Origin of the sequence: Pseudomonas sessilinigenes (assembly GCF_003850565.1) — a bacterium.
Classification (GTDB): domain Bacteria; phylum Pseudomonadota; class Gammaproteobacteria; order Pseudomonadales; family Pseudomonadaceae; genus Aquipseudomonas; species Aquipseudomonas sessilinigenes.
In genome coordinates this window covers 4,560,798-4,581,357 of the sequence record NZ_CP027706.1, presented here as the reverse complement: position 1 = coordinate 4,581,357, position 20,560 = coordinate 4,560,798, and the positions used below count along the sequence as shown (strand labels likewise).

General features: G+C 62.7%; 19 protein-coding genes. 8 read left to right on the top strand and 11 right to left on the bottom strand.

Features of this window, described 5'->3' with window-relative positions:
- The first annotated feature begins 106 nt into the window (after positions 1 to 106).
- The 4 genes from glyA to C4K39_RS21225 all read left to right on the top strand — a co-directional run bounded on the left by glyA (position 107) and on the right by C4K39_RS21225 (position 4,653).
- Positions 107 to 1,360, top strand: coding sequence for a serine hydroxymethyltransferase (gene glyA, locus C4K39_RS21245; RefSeq protein ID WP_068576407.1), 1,254 nt, complete (start codon positions 107 to 109; stop codon positions 1,358 to 1,360).
- Positions 1,361 to 1,715: 355 nt separating this feature from the next.
- A complete protein-coding gene (locus C4K39_RS21235; protein ID WP_068576405.1) occupies positions 1,716 to 3,029 on the top strand; it encodes a C4-dicarboxylate transporter DctA in 1,314 nt (437 codons plus the stop codon).
- Between the two features lie 78 nt (positions 3,030 to 3,107).
- On the top strand, positions 3,108 to 3,806 hold the full coding sequence (locus C4K39_RS21230; RefSeq protein WP_068576403.1) for a FadR/GntR family transcriptional regulator: 699 nt from the start codon (positions 3,108 to 3,110) through the stop codon (positions 3,804 to 3,806).
- 49 nt (positions 3,807 to 3,855) lie between these two features.
- Positions 3,856 to 4,653: a GntR family transcriptional regulator gene (locus tag C4K39_RS21225; RefSeq protein ID WP_124347337.1), complete on the top strand. Its 798-nt coding sequence runs from the start codon at positions 3,856 to 3,858 to the stop codon at positions 4,651 to 4,653.
- Here C4K39_RS21225 and yjiA read toward each other — a convergent pair.
- From yjiA to C4K39_RS21210, 3 genes are all read right to left on the bottom strand, one after another.
- Complete coding sequence (yjiA, locus tag C4K39_RS21220) at positions 4,589 to 5,560, bottom strand: GTPase (RefSeq protein WP_124347336.1); 972 nt, start codon at positions 5,558 to 5,560, stop codon at positions 4,589 to 4,591. The two genes, C4K39_RS21225 and yjiA, sit on opposite strands and share 65 nt — an antisense overlap.
- 77 nt (positions 5,561 to 5,637) lie before the next feature.
- Positions 5,638 to 5,835 (bottom strand): YbdD/YjiX family protein, encoded by a 198-nt coding sequence (locus tag C4K39_RS21215; protein WP_007937254.1) that lies wholly within the window; start codon positions 5,833 to 5,835, stop codon positions 5,638 to 5,640.
- Between the two features lie 15 nt (positions 5,836 to 5,850).
- Positions 5,851 to 7,917, bottom strand: a complete 2,067-nt coding sequence (locus tag C4K39_RS21210; RefSeq protein WP_068576401.1) for a carbon starvation CstA family protein — start codon at positions 7,915 to 7,917, stop codon at positions 5,851 to 5,853.
- A gap of 277 nt (positions 7,918 to 8,194) precedes the next feature.
- Here C4K39_RS21210 and C4K39_RS21205 point away from each other — a divergent pair, with 277 nt between their 5' ends.
- Positions 8,195 to 8,563 (top strand): PilZ domain-containing protein, encoded by a 369-nt coding sequence (locus tag C4K39_RS21205; protein WP_068576400.1) that lies wholly within the window; start codon positions 8,195 to 8,197, stop codon positions 8,561 to 8,563.
- A 14-nt stretch (positions 8,564 to 8,577) separates the two neighbouring features.
- Here the strand turns inward: C4K39_RS21205 and C4K39_RS21200 are convergent, their stop codons facing one another.
- The 4 genes from C4K39_RS21200 to katB form a co-directional block, all read right to left on the bottom strand.
- Entirely contained in the window at positions 8,578 to 9,306 is a 729-nt protein-coding gene (locus C4K39_RS21200) for a hypothetical protein (RefSeq protein WP_068576399.1), read from the bottom strand.
- A 31-nt stretch (positions 9,307 to 9,337) separates the two neighbouring features.
- Complete coding sequence (radA, locus tag C4K39_RS21195) at positions 9,338 to 10,705, bottom strand: DNA repair protein RadA (RefSeq protein WP_068576397.1); 1,368 nt, start codon at positions 10,703 to 10,705, stop codon at positions 9,338 to 9,340.
- A 45-nt stretch (positions 10,706 to 10,750) separates the two neighbouring features.
- On the bottom strand, positions 10,751 to 11,299 hold the full coding sequence (locus C4K39_RS21190) for an ankyrin repeat domain-containing protein (protein WP_124347335.1): 549 nt from the start codon (positions 11,297 to 11,299) through the stop codon (positions 10,751 to 10,753).
- 74 nt (positions 11,300 to 11,373) lie between these two features.
- Positions 11,374 to 12,915 (bottom strand): catalase KatB, encoded by a 1,542-nt coding sequence (gene katB, locus C4K39_RS21185; RefSeq protein ID WP_068576392.1) that lies wholly within the window; start codon positions 12,913 to 12,915, stop codon positions 11,374 to 11,376.
- 285 nt (positions 12,916 to 13,200) lie between these two features.
- On the opposite strand from katB, the gene mscL reads away from it, so the two are divergent.
- Positions 13,201 to 13,614: a large-conductance mechanosensitive channel protein MscL gene (gene mscL, locus C4K39_RS21180; RefSeq protein ID WP_068576390.1), complete on the top strand. Its 414-nt coding sequence runs from the start codon at positions 13,201 to 13,203 to the stop codon at positions 13,612 to 13,614.
- A 51-nt stretch (positions 13,615 to 13,665) separates the two neighbouring features.
- On the opposite strand, the gene C4K39_RS21175 is transcribed toward mscL, so the two are convergent.
- Complete coding sequence (locus C4K39_RS21175; protein ID WP_124347334.1) at positions 13,666 to 14,442, bottom strand: ferredoxin--NADP reductase; 777 nt, start codon at positions 14,440 to 14,442, stop codon at positions 13,666 to 13,668.
- Positions 14,443 to 14,663: 221 nt separating this feature from the next.
- On the opposite strand from C4K39_RS21175, the gene C4K39_RS21170 reads away from it, so the two are divergent.
- Positions 14,664 to 15,788 (top strand): methyltransferase, encoded by a 1,125-nt coding sequence (locus C4K39_RS21170; RefSeq protein ID WP_124347333.1) that lies wholly within the window; start codon positions 14,664 to 14,666, stop codon positions 15,786 to 15,788.
- 203 nt (positions 15,789 to 15,991) lie between these two features.
- Here C4K39_RS21170 and C4K39_RS21165 read toward each other — a convergent pair whose 3' ends face one another.
- The 3 genes from C4K39_RS21165 to C4K39_RS21155 all read right to left on the bottom strand — a co-directional run bounded on the left by C4K39_RS21165 (position 15,992) and on the right by C4K39_RS21155 (position 18,691).
- Positions 15,992 to 16,159: a DUF2474 domain-containing protein gene (locus C4K39_RS21165; RefSeq protein ID WP_068576418.1), complete on the bottom strand. Its 168-nt coding sequence runs from the start codon at positions 16,157 to 16,159 to the stop codon at positions 15,992 to 15,994.
- 90 nt (positions 16,160 to 16,249) lie between these two features.
- Complete coding sequence (gene cydB / locus C4K39_RS21160; RefSeq protein WP_022641127.1) at positions 16,250 to 17,257, bottom strand: cytochrome d ubiquinol oxidase subunit II; 1,008 nt, start codon at positions 17,255 to 17,257, stop codon at positions 16,250 to 16,252.
- 3 nt (positions 17,258 to 17,260) lie between these two features.
- Positions 17,261 to 18,691 carry a cytochrome ubiquinol oxidase subunit I gene (locus C4K39_RS21155; RefSeq protein ID WP_124347332.1) on the bottom strand — a complete coding sequence of 477 codons (1,431 nt, stop codon included), beginning with the start codon at positions 18,689 to 18,691 and terminating at the stop codon, positions 17,261 to 17,263.
- A gap of 512 nt (positions 18,692 to 19,203) precedes the next feature.
- Here C4K39_RS21155 and C4K39_RS21150 point away from each other — a divergent pair.
- Complete coding sequence (locus tag C4K39_RS21150) at positions 19,204 to 20,448, top strand: MFS transporter (protein WP_068576383.1); 1,245 nt, start codon at positions 19,204 to 19,206, stop codon at positions 20,446 to 20,448.
- The last annotated feature ends 112 nt before the right edge of the window (positions 20,449 to 20,560 follow it).

The window sequence follows — 20,560 nt, the reverse complement described above, 5'->3', positions numbered from 1 at the left end:
TCACTTGAAGCTGTTTTGCGTGCGACATGATGTCCTTTCATATGCCATCCAAAACCCATTGGGTTAGAATGCCTGCCTTTTCTGCCCCCGATCCTTGAGGACCGCCATGTTCAGCCGTGATTTGACTATTGCCAAGTACGACGCAGATCTCTTTGCCGCCATGGAGCAAGAAGCTCAGCGCCAGGAAGAGCACATTGAGCTGATCGCTTCGGAAAACTACACCAGCCCAGCGGTGATGGAAGCTCAAGGCTCGGTACTGACCAACAAGTACGCCGAAGGCTACCCAGGCAAGCGCTACTACGGCGGTTGCGAATACGTCGACGTGGTCGAGCAGCTTGCAATCGACAGAGCCAAGGAGCTGTTCGGCGCCGATTACGCCAACGTCCAGCCCCACGCCGGCTCCCAGGCCAACGCCGCGGTCTACCTGGCCCTGCTGCAAGGCGGCGACACCATCCTGGGCATGAGCCTGGCCCACGGCGGCCACCTGACCCACGGTGCGGCCGTTTCCTCCTCCGGCAAGCTGTACAACGCTGTCCAGTACGGCATCGATGCCAATGGCCTGATCGACTACGACGAAGTCGAGCGCCTGGCCGTCGAGCACAAGCCGAAGATGATCGTCGCCGGTTTCTCCGCCTACTCGCAGATCCTGGACTTCCCACGTTTCCGCGAAATCGCCGACAAGGTCGGTGCCTACCTGTTCGTCGACATGGCCCACGTGGCCGGTCTGGTCGCCGCTGGCGTCTACCCGAACCCGGTGCCATTCGCCGACGTGGTGACCACCACCACCCACAAGACCCTGCGCGGTCCACGTGGCGGCCTGATCCTGGCTCGCGCCAACGCCGACATCGAGAAGAAACTGAACTCCGCCGTATTCCCTGGCGCCCAGGGCGGCCCGCTGGAGCACGTGATCGCCGCCAAGGCCATCTGCTTCAAGGAAGCCCTGCAACCTGAGTTCAAGGCCTACCAGCAGCAAGTGGTGAAGAACGCCCAGGCCATGGCCGAAGTGTTCATCGAGCGCGGTTTCGACGTGGTTTCCGGCGGTACCCAGAACCACCTGTTCCTGCTGTCGCTGATCAAGCAGGACATCTCCGGTAAGGACGCCGACGCCGCTCTGGGCAAGGCCTTCATCACCGTGAACAAGAACTCCGTGCCAAACGACCCACGCTCGCCGTTCGTCACCTCGGGCCTGCGCTTCGGTACTCCAGCCGTGACCACCCGTGGTTTCAAGGAAACCGAGTGCCGCGAACTGGCCGGCTGGATCTGCGACATCCTGGCTGACCTGAACAACGAAGCGGTGATCGACGCCGTACGTGAGAAGGTCAAGGCCATCTGCAAGAAGCTGCCGGTATACGGCGCCTGATCAGCACCGCACCGCAACAGAAAAGCCCGGCCTAGTGCCGGGCTTTTTCATGTCCCCCAAAAACTTCCTCTAGCCGCTACTGCAGGCCGGCGACGCCCCTGCAAAATCCTCCAAGGCTCTGCAACGGCACTTGCACGCCCCCCCGAACGCCATCAAGCCAAAAGTCCGGGTCGACGACACAAGGTCACTGGTCAGACCGGTCAAGCCAATTTGCCCGCCCCCTCTTGTAAACCCCAAAAAACCGAGCGTAGACTGCGCCTGCACTGGACATACCGGTAAGACCACAATAATTAAGTCCGCCACCCGCTGCGCCCTCAAACGCACGGCAGGCAGGACACCGACCAGGACTCCTCCCATGCTCAGATGGTGCTCGCGTTCGATTTTTCTCCAGGTAGTGCTCGGGCTGATACTCGGCATCGTGTGCGGCCTCACCCTCCCCGAATACTCCTCGCAACTCAAACCACTGGGCGATGCCTTCATCAAACTGATCAAGATGCTGATCGGGCTCATCGTGTTCTGCGTAGTCGTCAGCGGTATCTCCGGCGCCGGCGACCTGAAGAAGGTCGGGCGCATCGGCCTGAAGTCGGTGATCTACTTCGAAATCCTCACTACCCTGGCCCTGGTGATAGGCCTGGTCATGGCCTTTGGAACAGGCATCGGCACAGGCGCCAACATCCACCTGGAGCAGCTATCCCAGGCAGACATGGGCGATATCGCCGAACGTGGCCAGCACCTGCACACCACGGCGCAGTTCCTCATGGGCCTGATCCCCTCTTCGGTCATCGGCGCCTTCGCTGAGAACAACATCCTCCAGGTCCTGCTGTTTTCGGTGCTGTTCGGCAGCGCCCTGAACCTGGTGGGCGAGGCCGCCTCGGGCATCTCACGCCTGATCAACGAACTGAGCCACGTGATCTTCCGCATCATGGGCATGATCGTACGGCTGGCCCCCATCGGGGTGTTCGGCGCCATTGCCTTCACCACCAGCAAGTACGGCCTGGACTCACTGCAGCACCTGGGCAGCCTGGTGGGGTTGTTCTACCTGACCTGCATCGCTTTCGTCGCGTTGGTCCTGGGCCTGGTGATGCGCCTGTCCGGGCTGCGCATGCTGCCTTTCCTCAAGTACCTGCGCGAGGAGCTCCTGATCGTCCTGGGCACCGCGTCATCGGACGCCGTGTTGCCGCAGATCATGCGCAAGCTGGAGCACCTGGGAGTGGGCAGCTCCACGGTGGGGCTGGTGATTCCCACTGGCTACTCGTTCAATCTCGACGGCTTCTCCATCTACCTGACACTGGCGATCGTCTTCATCGCCAATGCCACCGGCACGCCGCTGTCCATGGCGGACTTGCTGACCATCCTGCTGGTGTCGCTGATCACCTCCAAGGGTGCCCACGGTATTCCCGGGTCGGCCCTGGTGATCCTGGCGGCGACCTTGACCGCCATCCCGGCAATCCCGGTGGTCGGCCTGGTGCTGGTGCTGGCGGTGGACTGGTTTATGGGGATCGGCCGAGCCCTGACCAACCTGATTGGCAACTGCGTGGCCACCATCGCCATCGCCCGCTGGGAACAGGACATCGACCTGCAGCGCGCCGACAAGGTACTCAGCGGCCAGCAAGGCTATGCCTTCCAGGCACGCAAGACCACGGCCAGCCCCCAGCAACAGGAGTTCTGAGTACATCTTGTGCCAGCCGGCGACTGGCACAACAATCAGCGCGCAACAGCGCGCTACCTATAGCTTATGGAGTCGACAGTGATCAGCTCGTCAACGGTTGTGAACTCAGTGGTAGAAAAACTCCGCACCGCCCTGGCCCGCGGCCAATGGCGCTCGGGCGACATGCTGCCGGGGCAGCGCGAACTGGCCGAGCAGATGGGCATCAGCCGCCCCAGCCTGCGCGAGGCGGTCATCGTCCTGGAGACCCTGGGCCTGGTGCGCTCGATGCCTGGCAAAGGCGTGCTGGTACTCGACACTCCGCCAGACGAGATCCAGGGCGAGAACAGCGTGGCTGGGGCCAGCCTCGAGGACCTGCTGCAACTGCGCTATACCCTGGAGCCGTTCATCGTCGGCCTGGTGGCGCAATCCATCAGCAGCAAGGAAATCGGCCAGTTGCGCCTGACCCTGATGGACATGCGCGAGGCCCTCGAAGCCCGGGACGCCGAGGCAGGCGCCAATGCCTACATCGCCTTCCATGAGGAGCTGTTCGCCCTGACCAGCAACCCGATCTTCCAAAACGTGGTGCAACAAACCAGCAACGCCCTCAAGCAAAGCACGCAGATCCTGCGTAATTCGCCGGAACACCTGGCCGAGCGCCTGGAGGAGAACGAGGCCGTGGTACGGGCGATTCGCAACCGCAACAGTGCCCAGGCCAGCGCCGAGATGCGCCGGCATATCCTCCAGGAGGGACAACGCATGGGCATCGAGCTGAACATCCCGGACGACCACCTGGGTTAGCGCTTCTTGTAATCCCCTTTCATTCGAGCAACTGGACTGGAGACAGGCCATGGCCAGCCACGCCCTGGAAAACCCGCACTTCACCCCGGTGAGCCACCTGCCCCGGCGCCGGCGCAGCGAAAGAAAACTGTTGGTGGACGATGTTTATCCGCAGATATTCGATGCCATTCTCGAACAGCGCATCGCTCCGGGCAGCCGCTTCACCGAGGACAGCCTGGGCCAGGCATTCGGTGTCAGTCGCAGCATCATCCGCGAAGTGCTGGCACGCCTTTCACACCAGCAAGTGATCATCCTGCAGCCCCATCGTCGGCCACAGGTCGCCGCTCCGGACCTGGAGCACACCCGGCAGATCCTGCACGCCAGGCGCCTGGTGGAAGTCACCCTGGTGCGCCTGGCTTGCCAACAGCCCCGCAGCCGCCTGCAACCGCTACGACAGTGGGTGGCCCGGGAACGGGAGGCCATCGAGCACAACCAGCATGGAGCGGCGATCCGCCTGTCTGGAGAATTCCACCTGCAGCTGGCGCAGATCGCCGGCAACGCACCGCTGGGCCAGTTCCTTGGCAGCCTCGTGCCCCTGACGTCCCTGGCTATCGCCCAGTTCGCCGGGCGGGCCCGGCACCACTGCGCCTGGCAGGAACATTCGGCGCTGGTGGAAGCCTTGCAGGATGGCGATGCCAATCGGGCCGAGCAGTTGATGCAGCAGCACCTGGAACATCTGCAGCAACGCTTGCTGGATGGCTTGCAGGAGCGCCTGGAGAATCTTGCCCAGCCCCCGGGAAAACTCAGCCGGCGAGCATCCGCGCAAACCCCTCGCGGATCTTCTGCTCCGGAAGGTCATCGGCGATGAACACCATCACGCTCTCGCGTGTTTCGCCTTCGGCCCACTGGCTGTCCCAGTCAAAGCCGTACAATTTGAGTACCCCCTGGAACACCATGCGCCGGGGCTCGTCGATGACGTTCAGCACCCCCTTGTAACGCAACAGCTGCTTGCCATGGTCTTCCAGCAACTCGTTCATGAACTCGCTCAAGCGGTCCAGGTCCAGGGGCTGTTCGGTGCGCAGCACCAGGCTGGCGATACGGTCCACCGACGGTGCCTTGCTCACCGGGCGCAGGCTGATGCCGCCGCCCAGGTCGGCGTTGAGGTTGAAACCGCGCACATCGAGCAACTGCGAAAGCTCGATATTGCCGTGGTCCACCCCATGGATCGATGCCCGGCGGTTGATCCGCGTCAGGCGCTGGCAGAGTGCCTCGAAGGTGTCCTGGTCCACCAGGTCGCGCTTGCTCACCAGCAATCGATCGGCAAAACCGACCTGGGCCTGGGCGATGGTCTGGGTCAGGTGGAACTCGGCGTGCTTGGCATCCACCAGGGTGATGATGCCGTCGAGGATATAACGCTCGCGCAGTTCTTCATCGATGAAAAAGGCCTGCGCCACGGGTGCCGGGTCGGCCAGGCCGGTGCATTCGATCACCAGCCGGTCGAAGGCGATCTCACCGCTGTCCAGGCGCTCCAGCAACAGGTACAGGGCCTTGTTCAGGTCGGTGTGGATGGTGCAGCAGACACAACCATTGGACAGGGTCATGACTTGGACCGGTTCGTCCCCCAACAACTGGCTATCGATACCGGCATCACTGAATTCGTTTTCGATCACGGCGATCTTCAAGCCGTGCTCGGCCTTGAGCAGGTGACGCAGCAAGGTGGTCTTGCCGGCACCGAGAAAACCGCTGAGGACGGTGACGGGAACGGGATTGTGCAAAACGGGATCTCCCACGCCTGAAAGCGCAAGAGCCGGCGGGCCGGCTCTTGCATGGAGTGTTATCTAATCATCGTGCTTCAACAGCACTTCGGACCACCCTTGCCGCCATAGCGTGCCTCCTGGCGTTCGCGAAAGAACGCCTCGTAGGACATCACCGGCTTGTCCGGGTGCTTGGTCTGCATATGCTCGACGTAGTTGTCGTAGTCGGGCATGCCGACCATCAGGCGTGCGGCCTGACCGAGGTATTTACCGAGGCGACTCAAGTCATTGAACATCGCTGCATTCCTCTATTACGCGTCCGGTACCGCCTGGTATGGCGATTCCTTGTCCGTGCGTTCCTTGTTGCCCCAGGCGGCGACACCGACCTTGAGCGCATAGAACAGGATGCTGAATACCACCAGCAGGAACAAGGCCGTCAGGGTCGCATTGGTGTAGGCGTTGAAGATCACGTGCTGCATCTGCGTGATGTCCTTGGCCGGAGCGAGGATCTGGCCGGCGGCCAGGGCATCGTTGTACTTCTTGGCCAGCGACAGGAAGCCAATCGCCGGGCTTGGGTCGAACAGCTTGATGAAGCCTGCGGTAGTGGTGCAGATCAACAACCATACAGCCGGCAGCAGGGTGACCCAGATGTAGCGCTGGCGCTTCATCTTGATCAGGACCACGGTGCCCAGCATCAAGGCAATACCGGCCAGCATCTGGTTGGAGATACCGAACAGCGGCCACAAGGTATTGATGCCACCCAGCGGATCGATCACGCCCTGGTACAGCAGGTAGCCCCAGAGTGCCACGCAGCCGGCGGTCGCGATCAGGTTGGCAGTCCAGGACTCGGTGCGCTTGAGCGCCGGGACGAAGGAGCCCAACAGATCCTGGAGCATGAAGCGCCCGGCCCGGGTCCCGGCATCCACTGCGGTGAGGATGAACAGGGCTTCGAACAGGATCGCGAAGTGGTACCAGAACGCCATGGTGTTTTCGCCCGGCAGTACGTGGTGCAGGATCTGCGCGATCCCCACCGCCAGGGTCGGCGCACCGCCGGCACGGGCCAGGATGGTGTTCTCACCGATGTCCTTGGCCACGGCCTGCAGTTGTTCAGGGCTGATGACGAACCCCCAGCTGCTGACGGTCTGGGCCACGGATGCTACATCACCGCCGACGATCGCCGCCGGGCTGTTCATGGCGAAGTACACGCCCGGCTCGATTACCGAAGCGGCGACCATGGCCATGATGGCCACGAAGGATTCCATGAGCATGCCGCCGTAGCCGATGTAGCGGGCGTTGGTCTCGTTATCCAGCAACTTGGGCGTGGTGCCCGAGGAGATCAGCGCATGGAAGCCGGACACCGCGCCACAGGCAATGGTGATGAACAGGAATGGGAACAGGCCACCCTTCCAGACCGGGCCGGTACCATCGGTGAACTGGGTCAGGGCCGGCATCTTCAGCTCGGGCATGGTGATCAGGATGCCGATCGCCAGGGCGATGATGGTGCCGATCTTGAGGAAGGTCGACAGGTAGTCGCGCGGTGCCAGGATCAGCCACACCGGCAGCACTGCCGCGACGAATCCGTAGCCGATCAGCATCCAGGTGATCTGCACGCCGGTGAAGGTGAACATCTTGCCCCAGACCGGGTCGGCGGCCACCTGGCCCCCCAGCCAGATGGAGCCGAGCAACAGGACCACGCCGATCAGCGAGATCTCACCGATGCGCCCCGGGCGGATGTAGCGCATGTAAACGCCCATGAACACCGCGATCGGGATGGTCGCCATTACCGTGAAGATGCCCCAGGGGCTCTCGGCCAGGGCCTTGACCACGATCAGCGCCAGCACCGCGAGGATGATGATCATGATCAGGAAGCAGCCGAACAGCGCGATGGTGCCGGGGATCCGGCCCATCTCTTCGCGAACCATGTCGCCCAGGGAGCGACCGTTACGCCGGGTGGACAGGAACAGCACCATGAAGTCCTGCACGGCACCGGCCAGCACCACCCCGGCGATCAGCCACAGGGTTCCGGGCAAATAGCCCATCTGTGCCGCCAGGACGGGCCCCACCAGGGGACCTGCGCCGGCGATGGCTGCGAAATGGTGACCGAAAAGAATGTGCTTGTTGGTCGGCACGTAGTCCAGACCGTCATTATTGAGCACGGCGGGAGTGGCCCGGCGCGCGTCCAGTTGCATCACGTTATTGGCGATGAACAGGCTGTAGTAGCGGTAGGCCACCAGATAGATGGCTACGGCGGCGACCACGATCCACAGGGCGTTGATCGCCTCGCCTCGACGCAATGCAACGACGCCAAGGGCGCAGGCTCCGACTATCGCCAACAGCAACCAGGGTAGGTGGCGTAGCGGGCTATTATTGTTTTTCATTTTTATATTCCAGCCAGGGTGGACAGAAAGATAGCGTTTCGAGTTTAGCGCTACTGCACCCAAAGACCAGCCCCCACGTTGGTCTAGAGCCTTCTTTATAGCGACTCGAGGTGGCCCCGGGCTGCAACCAGGAGCGTGCTTGCCCTCGTCACGCCCCATTTGCCCATGCCCGCCATGCGCCCGCGTTGCGGCGACTGCTTCGCAACCTGCGGCACAGGCTGTAGCGGCAGTCATGCAGCGGGGTCTATAGTCAGTGCACCATGCAGAGGGCCAGCCCATGAGCGAGCAACACGACGACCGCCGACGCTTCAAACGTATCGCCTTCGATGCCAGGACCGAGCTCAGCCAAGGCACCTACCGCTGGCCAGTCCAGTTGCTGGACCTGTCCCTCAAGGGCTTGCTGATCGAACGCCCCACACCCTGGATGGGTGACCCCAAGCGCCCTTTCGAGGCCGACATCCACCTGGGCCAGGACGCCGACGTGCGCATGGATGTGCAATTGGCCCATGACAACAATGGCCAACTGGGCTTCGTCTGCCTGCACATCGGCCTGGAATCCATCGAGCACCTGCGGCGCCTGATCGAGCTGAACCTGGGCGACCCCGAGGAGCTGGAGCGCGAGCTGGGCGCGCTGATCGATATCTGACCAGCCGTACCAAATCAGGGAAACAGCGCGGGCTCGGGGAAGTCGTGCTCCATGTCCCAGTAGCCCGGCTGTTGTCGGGAAACCGCCGTCCACTGTCCATCGACATAACGGAAGGTGCGATAGGTGGTGATGAACTCATCGTCCACCATGGTCGAGGCCGACGAGACCTGCTGGATGGTTTCGGTCCCGCCGCCGCTGGCGGGCACTATCTGCCAGGCCGCCTTGCCGGTATGGCTGAACATCAGCGGCCGCTTCTCGCCACTCTCATCCTGGCACGGCACCGGGTCCAGGCGGTTCTGCGCCGGCACCAGGACCTCGGTGAGCGGACCACTGTAGCTGCCCAGGGGCGCGGTCTGGTCGATGGACAAAAAGAAGGTCGGCGATGGCAGGCCGCTGAGCGGAGCCTTCTTCACATTGGCCAGGGGATAACCCAGGGCCCGCTGCGCCAGCACCTGGCCACTGTCCGAAACCAGGCGCGCCTGGGCTTCCAACGGCTCCGCCGGCTGGCCGTCCGCAGCCTCTGGGAGATTGTCCGCGTCCATGCCGCTGCCCCAGTTTTCGTCATGGACCTCCTGGGTGATGCGTTGGTCTTCCAGCACCTGCAGCGTCGTGCCATCCCCCACCGGCAGTTGTTGCGCGATCCAGTAGCCTGGCGGCGCCTCGGCCTGCTGCGCCAGGGCCAGGCTGCAGCCACAGAGCAAGCCGATCCCCAGCAACCAGTCCTTCATGTGTGTCATGCCCATGTCGTGTGCGTCCCTTCAGTAACAGCCCGAGTTATTCGAAAAGTGCATCCAATGCCTGCTCCAGGCGGGTCACGGCGATGATCTTCAGCCCTGCCGGCGGCTCCTTCGGCGCATTGCCCTTGGGCACGATGGCCCGCTTGAAGCCGTGCTTGGCCGCTTCCTTCAAGCGCTCCTGGCCACTGGGCACCGGACGCACCTCGCCGGACAGGCCCACCTCGCCGAACACCAGCAGGTCATGGGGCAACGGCCGGTTGCGCAGGCTCGACATCACCGCCGCCATCAACGCCAGGTCGGACGCGGTCTCCAGGACCTTGACCCCGCCCACCACGTTGAGGAACACATCCTGGTCGTGGGTCGGGATACCGCCGTGGCGGTGCAATACTGCCAGCAGCATGGACAAGCGGTTCTGGTCCAGGCCCAGGGTCACCCGGCGCGGGTTGGCCAGGTGGCTGTCATCCACCAGCGCCTGGACCTCCACCAGCATAGGCCGGGTGCCTTCCCAAGTGGCCATGACCACGCTGCCCGGCACCTCCTCCTGGGCCCGGGTGAGGAAGATCGCCGATGGGTTGGAGACCTCCTTCAAGCCACGATCGGTCATGCCGAACACGCCAAGCTCGTTGACCGCGCCGAAGCGGTTCTTCACCGCCCGCAACAGGCGCAGGCGCCCATCGGACTCGCCTTCGAAATACAGCACCGTATCCACCATGTGCTCCAGCACCCGCGGACCGGCCAGGGCGCCTTCCTTGGTCACGTGGCCGACCAGGAAGATCGCCGTGCCGCTCTGCTTGGCATAACGCACCAGCAAGGCAGCACTCTCGCGTACCTGGGATACACCGCCCGGGGCCGATTGCAGCTGTTCGGTGAAGATGGTCTGGATGGAGTCGATCACCATCACCTTGGGCTTCTCTACCCGGGCCGTGGCAATGATGGTCTCGATGCAGGTTTCGGTCATCACCCGCAGCTGGTCCTGGGGCAGGCCCAGGCGCCGGGCGCGCATCGCCACCTGCTGCTGGGATTCCTCGCCAGTGACATACAGCGCCGGCATGCGCATAGCGATGTTGCACAAGGTCTGCAGGAGGATGGTCGACTTGCCGATCCCCGGATCACCGCCGATCAGCACCACCGAGCCATCCACCAGGCCGCCGCCGAGCACCCGGTCGAGTTCGCCGGATGCAGTGGAGAAACGCGGGATTTCCTCGACGCTGACCTCGGCCAGGGTCTTGATCTGCGCCTGCTGCCCGGCCCAGCCCGTACGCCCAGCGGGAGCCGCGGCACCGCCGCTTTCGATCATGGTCTCGGTCAGGGTGTTCCAGGCACCGCATTCACCGCATTGCCCGGCCCATTTGGGAAAGGTGGAACCGCACTCGGTGCAGCCGTACATGCGCTTGGCCTTGGCCATCTGAACCCCCGGCAAAAACCGCGATGATAGCTCAGCTGACGCCGATCAGCGCGGCGTAGCCGTGCGGATCTGCCCACTGGCCAGGCGCGTGGCGCTGTTGCCCAGCGGATCCTCGGCCTCAAGATCGGCGCCCTTGGCCGCCAGGGCCTGGAGCAGTTCGGTGCGCTTGAACAGGCCGGCATACATGGCTGCCGTCTGGCCCGCAGCGTTACGCTGGTCGGGGCTGCAATCGGCTGCCATCAGGCGCCGGGCAATCCGCACCTCACCCTTGAAGATCGCCCCCATCAGGGCGGTGTTGCCACGCAGGTCCTGGGCGCAAGCGTCGGCACCGGCGGCCAGCAGGCGCTCCACCGCCGCTCCCTGGCCGTGATAGGCGGCCAGGATCAACGCGGTATAACCCTTCTCGTCACGGGTATCGAGGGAGTAACCGGCCTGGATGAAGGTATCGAGGATCTCGACATCGCCGCGGCGAGCGGCATCGAAATAGTAGCTGGCCAGCTGGACCTTGACCGCTACCGGGTCGGCGGGGCCCGGTTGTTCCGCATAAGCCCCCAGGGAGCAGGCGGCCAGCAGCAGTGAAATGAACAGGCGCATGGTGCGACTCCCTTTGTTTCAAGAAACACCTACAAAGAAGGTGCGTCACGCCCGGGGCGTGACGCGGGTCGAGGTCAGTCCACCAGTTTGGCGGCCAGGGCCTTGACGCGGGCCAGATCGCCCTTGGCCACCTTGGCCACGCCAGTGCCGTACTCCGGATCGGCCTTATAAAGGAACGACAGCATGATGTGCTTGCTCTCGTCGTCGGTGTCGGCCAAGGACTGGCCAAAGCTCTCGATCAGGTCCTGGCGCTCCTTCTTGCTGTAGGAACGGTACAAGTCGCCGGCCTGCTTGAAGTTCTGCTCACGCTGGATCTTCGCCTGCTGGGTGCTGCCCGCCAGCGCTAGCTGGCTGTAGCGCGCGTCCTGTGGCTCTTCGCGAGGCAGCAGGCGGCTGGGCTGGTAGTTGACTCCACTGCTGGTGTGCCCCAGGTTCATGGCACCGTCCTGGTTGCCATTGTTCACCGCCACCTTCGGTGCGTTGATCGGCAGTTGCAGGGCATTGGCTCCCAACCGGTACATCTGGGTATCGGCATAGGAGAACACCCGGCCTTGCAGCAGGCGATCTTCCGAAGGCTCGATACCCGGTACCAGGTTGGCCGGAGCCATGGCGACCTGCTCGGTCTCCTGGAAGACATTGGCCGGATTACGATTGAGCACCATCTGCCCGACCTTGCGCTCGGCGATGCCGGGCCAGATCTTGGTAGCATCAAGCGGGTCGAAGTCGAACTTGGCCAAGTCTTCGGGTTTCACTACCTGGACATACAAGTCCCACTTGGGAAAGTCCCCTTTATTAATGTGGGATACCAAGTCATGGGTCATATGACTGTAATCGCGCCCTTGTACCTCGACCACTTGTTCAGGATCGAGATTCTTCACCCCTTGCAGACTCTTCCAATGGAACTTCACGTAGTGCACTTCGCCCTTGGCATTGACCAACTTGTAGGCATGCACGCCATTACCGTCCATTTCTCGATAACTGGCCGGGGTCCCGGAATTTGAATACAGCTCGGTCAAAGTGCGAGTGGCTTCGGGAACATGGGAGAAGAAATCGAAACGTCGCGAGTCATCGTCCAGGTTGGTACGCGGATCAGGCTTGAATGCATGGACCATGTCCGGGAACTTGATGGCATCACGAATGAAGAAGGTCGGGAAGTTGTTGCCCACCAGGTCCCAGTTGCCGTCCGCCGTGTAGAACTTGGTGGCAAAACCCCGTGGGTCACGCAGGGTTTCCGGTGAATGGTTGCCATGCACCACCGCCGAGAAACGCACGAACACCGGAGTCACCTCGCCAGCGGCGAACACCTTGGCCCGGGTCAGGTCGCTGAGGTTGTCAGTGACGGTGAAAGTGCCATGGGCGCCGGTACCGCGAGCATGCACCACCCGCTCGGGAATACGCTCGCGGTCGAAGCGCTGGAGCTTCTGGATCAGCTGAACATCCTGCAACAGCACCGGCCCAGTGGCGCCTGCGGTCTGCGAGTTCTGGTTGTCGCCCACCGCCGCGCCATTGTCGCGGGTCAGCGTGGCGGCCTGTACGGAAAGGGACAGCATACTGGCGGCGAGTACGCCCAGTACGCTTCGCTGGGAAAGACTCCCGAGGCCAAGAGAAGCAGTCATGTTGAATTCCTCTAGTTATATAAGGCGTATCTCGATACGCCTGCTAGAGGCTAGTGGCTAAACATTTGAAAGCTAAATAGAAAGCCCGCAAGCGCTTGATTGAGAGAATGTTCTGGTTATATCCCCGATGCCGGGGTATATGCGCGCGAAAATGATGGCACTTTGATTAAACTCTTGACCGATATATGGGTCATACCCGCGAGCTGTAGAAAGTTGAGTCGGCAAAATGCTTTTTGCTGACTTACACTGCTGTAACCAATCTCATCCGTAACAAGGGAATAACCTATGGGCGTGTTAAGTGAGTTCAAGGCCTTCGCGGTCAAAGGTAATGTGGTCGATATGGCCGTCGGTATCATCATCGGCGCCGCATTCGGCAAGATCGTCTCCTCCTTTGTCGGTGACGTGGTCATGCCACCCATCGGGCTGCTGGTCGGAGGGGTGAATTTCGCCGACCTGGCCGTCACCCTCAAGGCGGCCGCAGGCGATGCACCGGCGGTCGTTCTGGCCTACGGCAAATTCATCCAGAGCATCATCGACTTCATCATCATCGCCTTTGCCATCTTCATGGGCGTGAAGGTGATCAACCGCCTGAAGCGCGAAGAAGCCGTGGCACCAGCGGAGCCGCCGGTTCCGACCCAGGAAGAGGTCCTGCTGACCGAGATCCGTGACCTGCTCAAGGCCCAGAACGACAAGTCCTGAGGCACGCCGTAGCGACCCGTGGCCGCTCGAAGCAGCGGCCACGGGGGGGGCCTACCAATAGGTTTCCACTGCCACCTGTCCCGGGCGTCGGCTCAGGCTCAGGTTCATGCCCCGCTGCTTGAGCAGGGCCCGGGTGTCGTCGATCATCTGTGGGTTGCCGCAGAGCATCACCCGAGAGTGTTCAGGACTCAGTTCCAGACCCGCCGCACGCTCCAACTCACCGTTCTCGATCAACTGGGTAATGCGCCCGTTGAGGCTGCCCGGATGCTGTTCGCGGGTAACGGTGCTGATGAACTGCAGCTTGTGGGCAACTTCAGCCAGGTACTCGCGCTGGGGCAACTCGGCGAGCAGTTGCTGGTAGGCCAGCTCCTTGGCCTCGCGCACGCTGTAGACCAGGATGATCCGCTCGAATTTCTCCCAGACTTCGAAGTCCTGCAGGATCGACAGGAATGGCGCAATACCAGTGCCTGTGGATAACAGCCAGAGGTCACGCCCATCGACGAAACGGTCCAGGGTCAGGTAACCGAAGGCCTGGCGATCCACCATCAGTCTGTCGCCCACTTCCAGGCGACTCAATTCACTGGTGAACTCCCCACCGGGTACCACGATGGAAAAGAACTCGAGAAACTCATCGAACGGCGAAGACACCATGGAGTAGGCGCGCCACACCGTAGTGCCATCGGCCTTGGCCACCCCGAGGCGGGCGAACTGGCCGGAACGGAAGCGAAAACCCGGGTCCCGGGTGGTGCGCAGGGTGAACAGGCTGGGGGTCAACGGCTGGACATCGAGCAGGGTCTGGCGGGTGTACTTTTCTTCACTGGCAGTCATGACGAACTCCACAAAACCGATGCTCCTAGTGTCCCGCAAAGCGCCTTGCAGAAACACCGGCGGTTTGTAGTGGCATAGACCACGGGCAATCCTCGGCGAAAAACCGTAAAATCGCCGCACCTCACACAGCCGCCTGCGCTGCCCAACAGCGCTGTCCAAAGGCTCCTGTCAGCCTCCATGTCGCGCCGACAGGTTTTCACCGCTTATCCAGAGTTTGCCCCATGCCCCTGCTTGCCAGCCCCTTCGCCCAGCTCGACCTGATCCGCCAGCCCGAACAGCAGAACGAGCCGCTGCAAGCCTTCGACGCGGCAGACGAATACCTGCTCAACCACCTGGCCGAGCAGCAACCGGCCGAGGAGAGCCGCGTGCTGGTGCTCAACGACAGCTTCGGGGCCCTGGCCGCGAGCCTGCTGGGCAAGGTCCGGGTCACCAGCAGCGGTGATTCCTACCTCGGGGCCCTGGCACTGGAGAAGAACCTGGCACGCAATGGCCTGTCCTTCGATGCCCTGCGCGTGGTACCGGCCAGCGAGCCGCTGAATGGTCCTTTCGACCGGGTCCTGATCCGCGTGCCCAAGACCCTGGCGCTGCTGGAAGAACAACTGATCCGCCTGCAAGGCCAACTGGCGCCCGGGGCACAGGTGGTCGCCGCAGCCATGATCAAGCACCTGCCGCGGGCTGCCGGCGATCTGCTGGAGCGCTACGTCGGCCCGGTCCAGGCGTCGCTGGCGGTGAAGAAAGCCCGCCTGCTGATCGCCACCGTTGAGGCCAGGACGCCGCTGGCATCGCCCTACCCAACCCGCTATCGCCTGGACAAGCCGGCCATCGAGCTGCTCAACCACGCCAACGTGTTCTGCCGCGAAGGCCTGGATATCGGTACCCGCGCCTTCCTCCCGCACCTGCCACAGAACCTGGGCAATGCCCGGGTCGCTGACCTGGGCTGCGGTAACGGCGTACTGGCCATCGCCAGCGCCCTGGACAATCCACAAGCCCGCTACACCCTGGTGGATGAGTCGTTCATGGCCGTGCAGTCGGCCCGGGAGAACTGGCAGGCGCTGCTTGGCGAGCGCGAAGCCGTGATCCGTCCCGGCGACGGCCTGGCCGGCCAGGAGCCGCAATCCCTGGACGTGGTGCTGTGCAACCCGCCGTTCCACCAGCAGCAGGTGGTGGGCGACTTCCTTGCCTGGCGTATGTTCCAGCAAGCCCGGGAAGCCCTGGTGGTGGGCGGTGCGCTGTACATCGTCGGCAACCGCCACCTGGGCTATCACAGCAAGCTGGCCCGCTTGTTCCGCGGTGTTGAACAGGTGGCGGCCACACCCAAGTTCGTGATCCTCAAGGCCCGCAAGTAACCCCACCCTTCCCCGTGTAGGGGCGAAGCTTGCTCGCGATGAAGCCCCGCGAAATGCCTGCAGCACCGCGTTCTCGCTCATCGCGAGCCGAGCGGCTGCTCCTGTACAGAAAAGATGCAGCAAGCCCAGGTCAAAAAAAACCCTCCAATGGAGGGTTATAAACCGCGCCGCAAGACACGGGATGGGATGAGCGGTGATGAAAATCAGTGCGTGGTCAGGCCCGCGGCGTTCATGAACATGCGCATCAGGCTGGCCACCAGGAACAGGGCCAGGACGCTACCGCCCCAGATCATGGCCAGCCAACCCAGGCGCTGCCAGAGCGGCTTCTTCTCGGCTTCTTCGATTTCCTGCAATGAATGTTTACCAGCCATCATCGAATGCTCCTTTCAAAAGGGAGTCGATGGCGCCTGCAAGGGCGCCATCGCGAGCAAGCTTCGCTCCTCTCGAGGAGCGGTGCCTGGCTAGTGATAGCCGTCCTCGTGGGTGACCTTGCCGCGGAACACGTAGTAGCTCCAGAAGGTGTATCCCAGGATGAACGGAATGATGAACAAGGTGCCCACCAGCATGAAGCCCTGGCTCTGCGGCGGTGCGGCGGCGTCCCAGATGGAGATCGACGGCGGCACGATGTTCGGCCACAAGCTGATGCCCAGGCCGCTGTAGCCGAGGAAGATCAGTACCAGGGTCAGCAGGAACGGCGTGTAGTGAGCGTTGCGCGCCACGGCCCGGAGCAGCCCGTACAGGGTCACCAGCACCAGGATCGGCACCGGCAGGAACCAGAACAGGTTCGGCAGGGTGAACCAGCGCGCGGCGATCTCGGCATGGGCCAGGGGCGTCCAGATACTGACCACGCCGATCACCGCCAGCAGGACGAAGGCCAACGGCCGCGCCAGGTCGTGCATCTGCAGCTGCAGCTTGCCTTCGGTCTTCATGATCAGCCAGGTGCAACCGAGCAAGGCATAGGCCACCACCAGCGCCAGGCCGCAGAACAGGGTGAAGGGCGTCAGCCAGTCCATCGAGCCGCCGGCGAACTGGCGGTTGACCACTGGCAGGCCATCGATGAAAGCCCCCAGGGCCACGCCCTGGAAGAAGGTGGCCGCCGCGGAGCCGCCGATAAAGGCCTTGTCCCAGATATGGCGCTTGGCTTCCTTGGCCTTGAAGCGGAACTCGAAAGCCACGCCACGGAAGATCAGCCCCACCAGCATCAGGATCAGCGGCATGTACAGCGCCGAGAGCACCACCGAGTAGGCCAGCGGGAAGGCGCCGAACAGCGCCGCCCCGCCCAGTACCAGCCAGGTCTCGTTGCCGTCCCAGACCGGGGCGACGGTGTTCATCATTACGTCACGGTCGCGGCTGTCCTTGACGAACGGGAAGAGAATCCCGATCCCCAGGTCGAACCCGTCCATGACCACGTACATCATGATGCCGAAGATGATAATCACGGCCCAGAGCAGCGGAAGATCGATACCCATGACTCAATTCCCCTTGTTCAGGCTGGTGCTGTGGTCGTCATCGTCGGCCGCGGAGAGCGGACGGGCCGGCGTGCGTTTGCGGCCAGGGCCACCGTGGCTGGTCTCGGCGCCTTCGTTGGTCACAGGTCCCTTGCGTACCAGGCGCATCATGTAGCCGATACCCACGCCGAACAGCGCGAAATACACCACCACGAACAACGCCAGGGTGATGCTCATCTGCACCAGGCTATGCCCGGAAGATGCATCGGCGGTGCGCATCAGGCCGTAGACCACCCAGGGCTGGCGACCGATCTCGGTGGTGAACCAGCCCGCGAGGATCGCGATCAGGCCGGACGGTCCCATCCACAACGCCAGGTACAGGAACGGCCGCGAGGTGTAGAGGTTGTCACGCTTACGCAGCCAGAGGCTCCACAGGCCGGTGAAGATCATCAGCATGCCCAGGCCGACCATGATCCGGAACGACCAGAAGACGATGGTCGAGTTGGGCCGGTCCTCGGGCGGGAACTCCTTGAGCGCCGGCACCTGCTTGTCCAGGGAGTGGGTGAGGATCAGGCTGCCCAGGTAAGGGATTTCCACGGCGAACTTGGTTTTCTCGGCCCTCATGTCCGGCCAGCCGAAGAGAATCAGCGGGGTCGGCTCATTGCCGACGTTTTCCCAGTGGCCTTCGATGGCGGCAATCTTCGCAGGCTGGTGCTTGAGGGTGTTGAGGCCATGGAAGTCGCCGATCACAGCCTGTACCGGAGCCACGATCAGGGCCATCCACATGGCCATGGAGAGCATGCGCCGGATCGCCGGGTTGTCCCGCCCGCGCAGCAAGTGCCAGGCCGCCGAGGAGCCGACGAAGAACGCCGTGGCCACGAACGCGGCAACGGCCATGTGCGCCAGGCGATAGGGGAAGGACGGGTTGAAGATCACTGCCAGCCAATCCACCGGGATCACCTGGCCATTGACGATTTCATAGCCCTGTGGAGTCTGCATCCAGCTGTTGGACGAGAGGATCCAGAAAGTCGAGATCAGGGTGCCGATAGCCACCATGACCGTGGAGAAGAAGTGCAGCTTGCGCCCGACCTTGTTCCAGCCGAACAGCATTACCCCAAGGAAGCCGGCCTCCAGGAAGAACGCCGTCAGCACCTCGTAGGTGAGCAAGGGGCCGGTGACAGACCCGGCAAAATCGGAGAATCGACTCCAGTTGGTGCCGAACTGGTAGGCCATCACCAGGCCGGACACCACGCCCATGCCGAAGTTGACGGCGAAGATCTTCGACCAGAAGTGGTAGAGATCGCGGTAGGTATCGTCGTGGGTCTTGAGCCACAAGCCCTCGAGCACCGCCAGGTAGCTCGCCAGGCCGATGGTGATCGCCGGGAACAGGATGTGGAACGAGATGGTGAATGCGAACTGGATTCGGGCGAGATCAAGAGCCTCTAAACCGAACATAAGCTTTCCTCTGTCAGGTAATACCGGCTGCCGGCCAGAGGCCTGCACCCACTGCCCCCACGGATATGGAGTGCGGCGAATTCGGATTCGTTCTTTTTAAACCATCGCTACGCAGGGATTCTGGCCTCGCGGCCGCCACACCAATCCTCGAAAAAGGCCTTGATCTGGATCAATCAACGTTAAAAGAGTAGTCCTAAATTCGCTGCGCAACTGTGTGGTTATTTGCCGCGTGACAGCTTGCCTCACCCTCTCAAGACCGGGGTTTCCCGACGCTTCTCCAGCACACATCATCCCTGTAGCCGCTGCTGAGCCCGCGAAGCTGCGACAAGGTCCGCAGGACCTTCGGCGTCCAACCGATCAGCCGGAACCTGCACCGTGGCAACAGGGACTCTCATCGAAAAAAGGAGCCAGGAACGAGATAGATGCGCGGCTAACGATTTCCCCTAGACCGCAACTATTGGTTACATCTTGATGGTAACCTCGCTGCACTCCCCGCTCAGATTTACCTGCCGATGCCCAGCCCAGAACCTTTGCTGCTCCGTCACCACCGCCCGTTCATCGCTTTCTGGATAGCCCGGATCTTCACCGCCAGTGGCTTCCAGATGCTCACCGTGGCCATTGGCTGGAATCTCTACCAACTGACCGGGAACGTCCTCGACCTGGGCCTGGTGGGGCTGGTGGAGTTCGCCCCACGGGTGCTGTTCATGCTGCACACCGGGCACGTGGCCGACCGCTACGACCGGCGCCGCGTGGCCGCCATCTGCCAGTCGCTGCAAGCCTTGATCGCCCTGTCCCTGGCCATCGGCAGCCTGACCGACAGCGTCACCCGGGAAATGATCTTCATCCTGGCCTTCCTGCTCGGGGGCGCGCGCTCCTTCGAGATGCCCACCACCCAGGCCCTGCTGCCAAGCATCGTGCCCGCCGCGCTGTTTCCCAGGGCAGTGGCCGCCGCGCAATCCGCCCAACAGTCGGCCACCATCGTCGCCCCGGCCCTGGGCGGCTTGCTCTATGCCTTCGGCAGCGCCTGGGTCTATGGCCCGACCGTGATCCTGTACGTGATCGCCTGCCTGTTGATGCTCAACCTGCCTGCCCGCCAGGCCGCCCTGAACAAAAGCAAGGCCACCCTCGACTCGCTGCTGGCAGGCATTCGCTTCATCCGCAGCCGCCCGGATATCCTCGGGGCCATTTCCCTGGACCTGTTCGCCGTATTGCTCGGTGGCGCCACCGCGCTGTTGCCGGTATTCGCCAAGGACATCCTGCTGACCGGCCCCTGGGGCCTGGGCCTGCTGCGTTCGGCGCCGGCGGTGGGTGCCTTGCTGATGTCGCTGTGGCTGGCGCGCTTCAGTGTCGAGCGCAAGGTCGGGCGGGTGATGTTCACCGCCGTCGGGGTGTTCGGCGTGGCAACCATCGCCTTCGGCCTGTCCACCTCGTTCTGGTTCTCTTTGGCAGTGCTGGTGGTATTGGGCGCGGCGGACATGATCAGCATGGTGATCCGCGCCTCCTTCGTACAACTGGAAACCCCGGATGAAATGCGCGGTCGGGTCAGCGCGGTGAACGGCCTGTTCATCGGCGCCTCGAACCAGCTGGGGGAGTTCGAGTCCGGGCTAACGGCCCACTGGTTCGGCACCGTGCCGGCGGTGGTGCTGGGCGGGGTCGGTACGCTGGTGGTGACCGGGACCTGGATCAAGCTGTTCCCGACCCTGGCCAGGCGCGACCGGATGCACGAGCCGCAAACGGAGCCAACCCGGGCGGGTTAGGTGACTGAGCCAGCCGATCTGAACCTGCCCGGCTGGAGTACGCCGGAACAGGCAAAGCCCGGATCGGGTTGGCAGCCAAGGCCAAATGCAATACCTGGAGCCAACCATCGAG

Bases quoted from the DNA above. Each gene is read 5' to 3' on its own strand.
- C4K39_RS21175 (WP_124347334.1), bottom strand. From the start codon at position 14,442: ATGACTGCCAGTGAAGAAAAGTACACCCGCCAGACCCTGCTCGATGTC.
- C4K39_RS21200 (WP_068576399.1), bottom strand. From the start codon at position 9,306: ATGGGCATGACACACATGAAGGACTGGTTGCTGGGGATCGGCTTGCTC.
- C4K39_RS21205 (WP_068576400.1), top strand. From the start codon at position 8,195: ATGAGCGAGCAACACGACGACCGCCGACGCTTCAAACGTATCGCCTTC.
- C4K39_RS21170 (WP_124347333.1), top strand. From the start codon at position 14,664: ATGCCCCTGCTTGCCAGCCCCTTCGCCCAGCTCGACCTGATCCGCCAG.
- C4K39_RS21235 (WP_068576405.1), top strand. From the start codon at position 1,716: ATGCTCAGATGGTGCTCGCGTTCGATTTTTCTCCAGGTAGTGCTCGGG.
- C4K39_RS21225 (WP_124347337.1), top strand. From the start codon at position 3,856: ATGGCCAGCCACGCCCTGGAAAACCCGCACTTCACCCCGGTGAGCCAC.
- cydB (WP_022641127.1), bottom strand. From the start codon at position 17,257: ATGGGTATCGATCTTCCGCTGCTCTGGGCCGTGATTATCATCTTCGGC.
- C4K39_RS21165 (WP_068576418.1), bottom strand. From the start codon at position 16,159: ATGGCTGGTAAACATTCATTGCAGGAAATCGAAGAAGCCGAGAAGAAG.
- glyA (WP_068576407.1), top strand. From the start codon at position 107: ATGTTCAGCCGTGATTTGACTATTGCCAAGTACGACGCAGATCTCTTT.
- C4K39_RS21155 (WP_124347332.1), bottom strand. From the start codon at position 18,691: ATGTTCGGTTTAGAGGCTCTTGATCTCGCCCGAATCCAGTTCGCATTC.
- C4K39_RS21210 (WP_068576401.1), bottom strand. From the start codon at position 7,917: ATGAAAAACAATAATAGCCCGCTACGCCACCTACCCTGGTTGCTGTTG.
- C4K39_RS21190 (WP_124347335.1), bottom strand. From the start codon at position 11,299: ATGCGCCTGTTCATTTCACTGCTGCTGGCCGCCTGCTCCCTGGGGGCT.
- C4K39_RS21150 (WP_068576383.1), top strand. From the start codon at position 19,204: ATGCCCAGCCCAGAACCTTTGCTGCTCCGTCACCACCGCCCGTTCATC.
- C4K39_RS21215 (WP_007937254.1), bottom strand. From the start codon at position 5,835: ATGTTCAATGACTTGAGTCGCCTCGGTAAATACCTCGGTCAGGCCGCA.
- katB (WP_068576392.1), bottom strand. From the start codon at position 12,915: ATGACTGCTTCTCTTGGCCTCGGGAGTCTTTCCCAGCGAAGCGTACTG.
- mscL (WP_068576390.1), top strand. From the start codon at position 13,201: ATGGGCGTGTTAAGTGAGTTCAAGGCCTTCGCGGTCAAAGGTAATGTG.
- radA (WP_068576397.1), bottom strand. From the start codon at position 10,705: ATGGCCAAGGCCAAGCGCATGTACGGCTGCACCGAGTGCGGTTCCACC.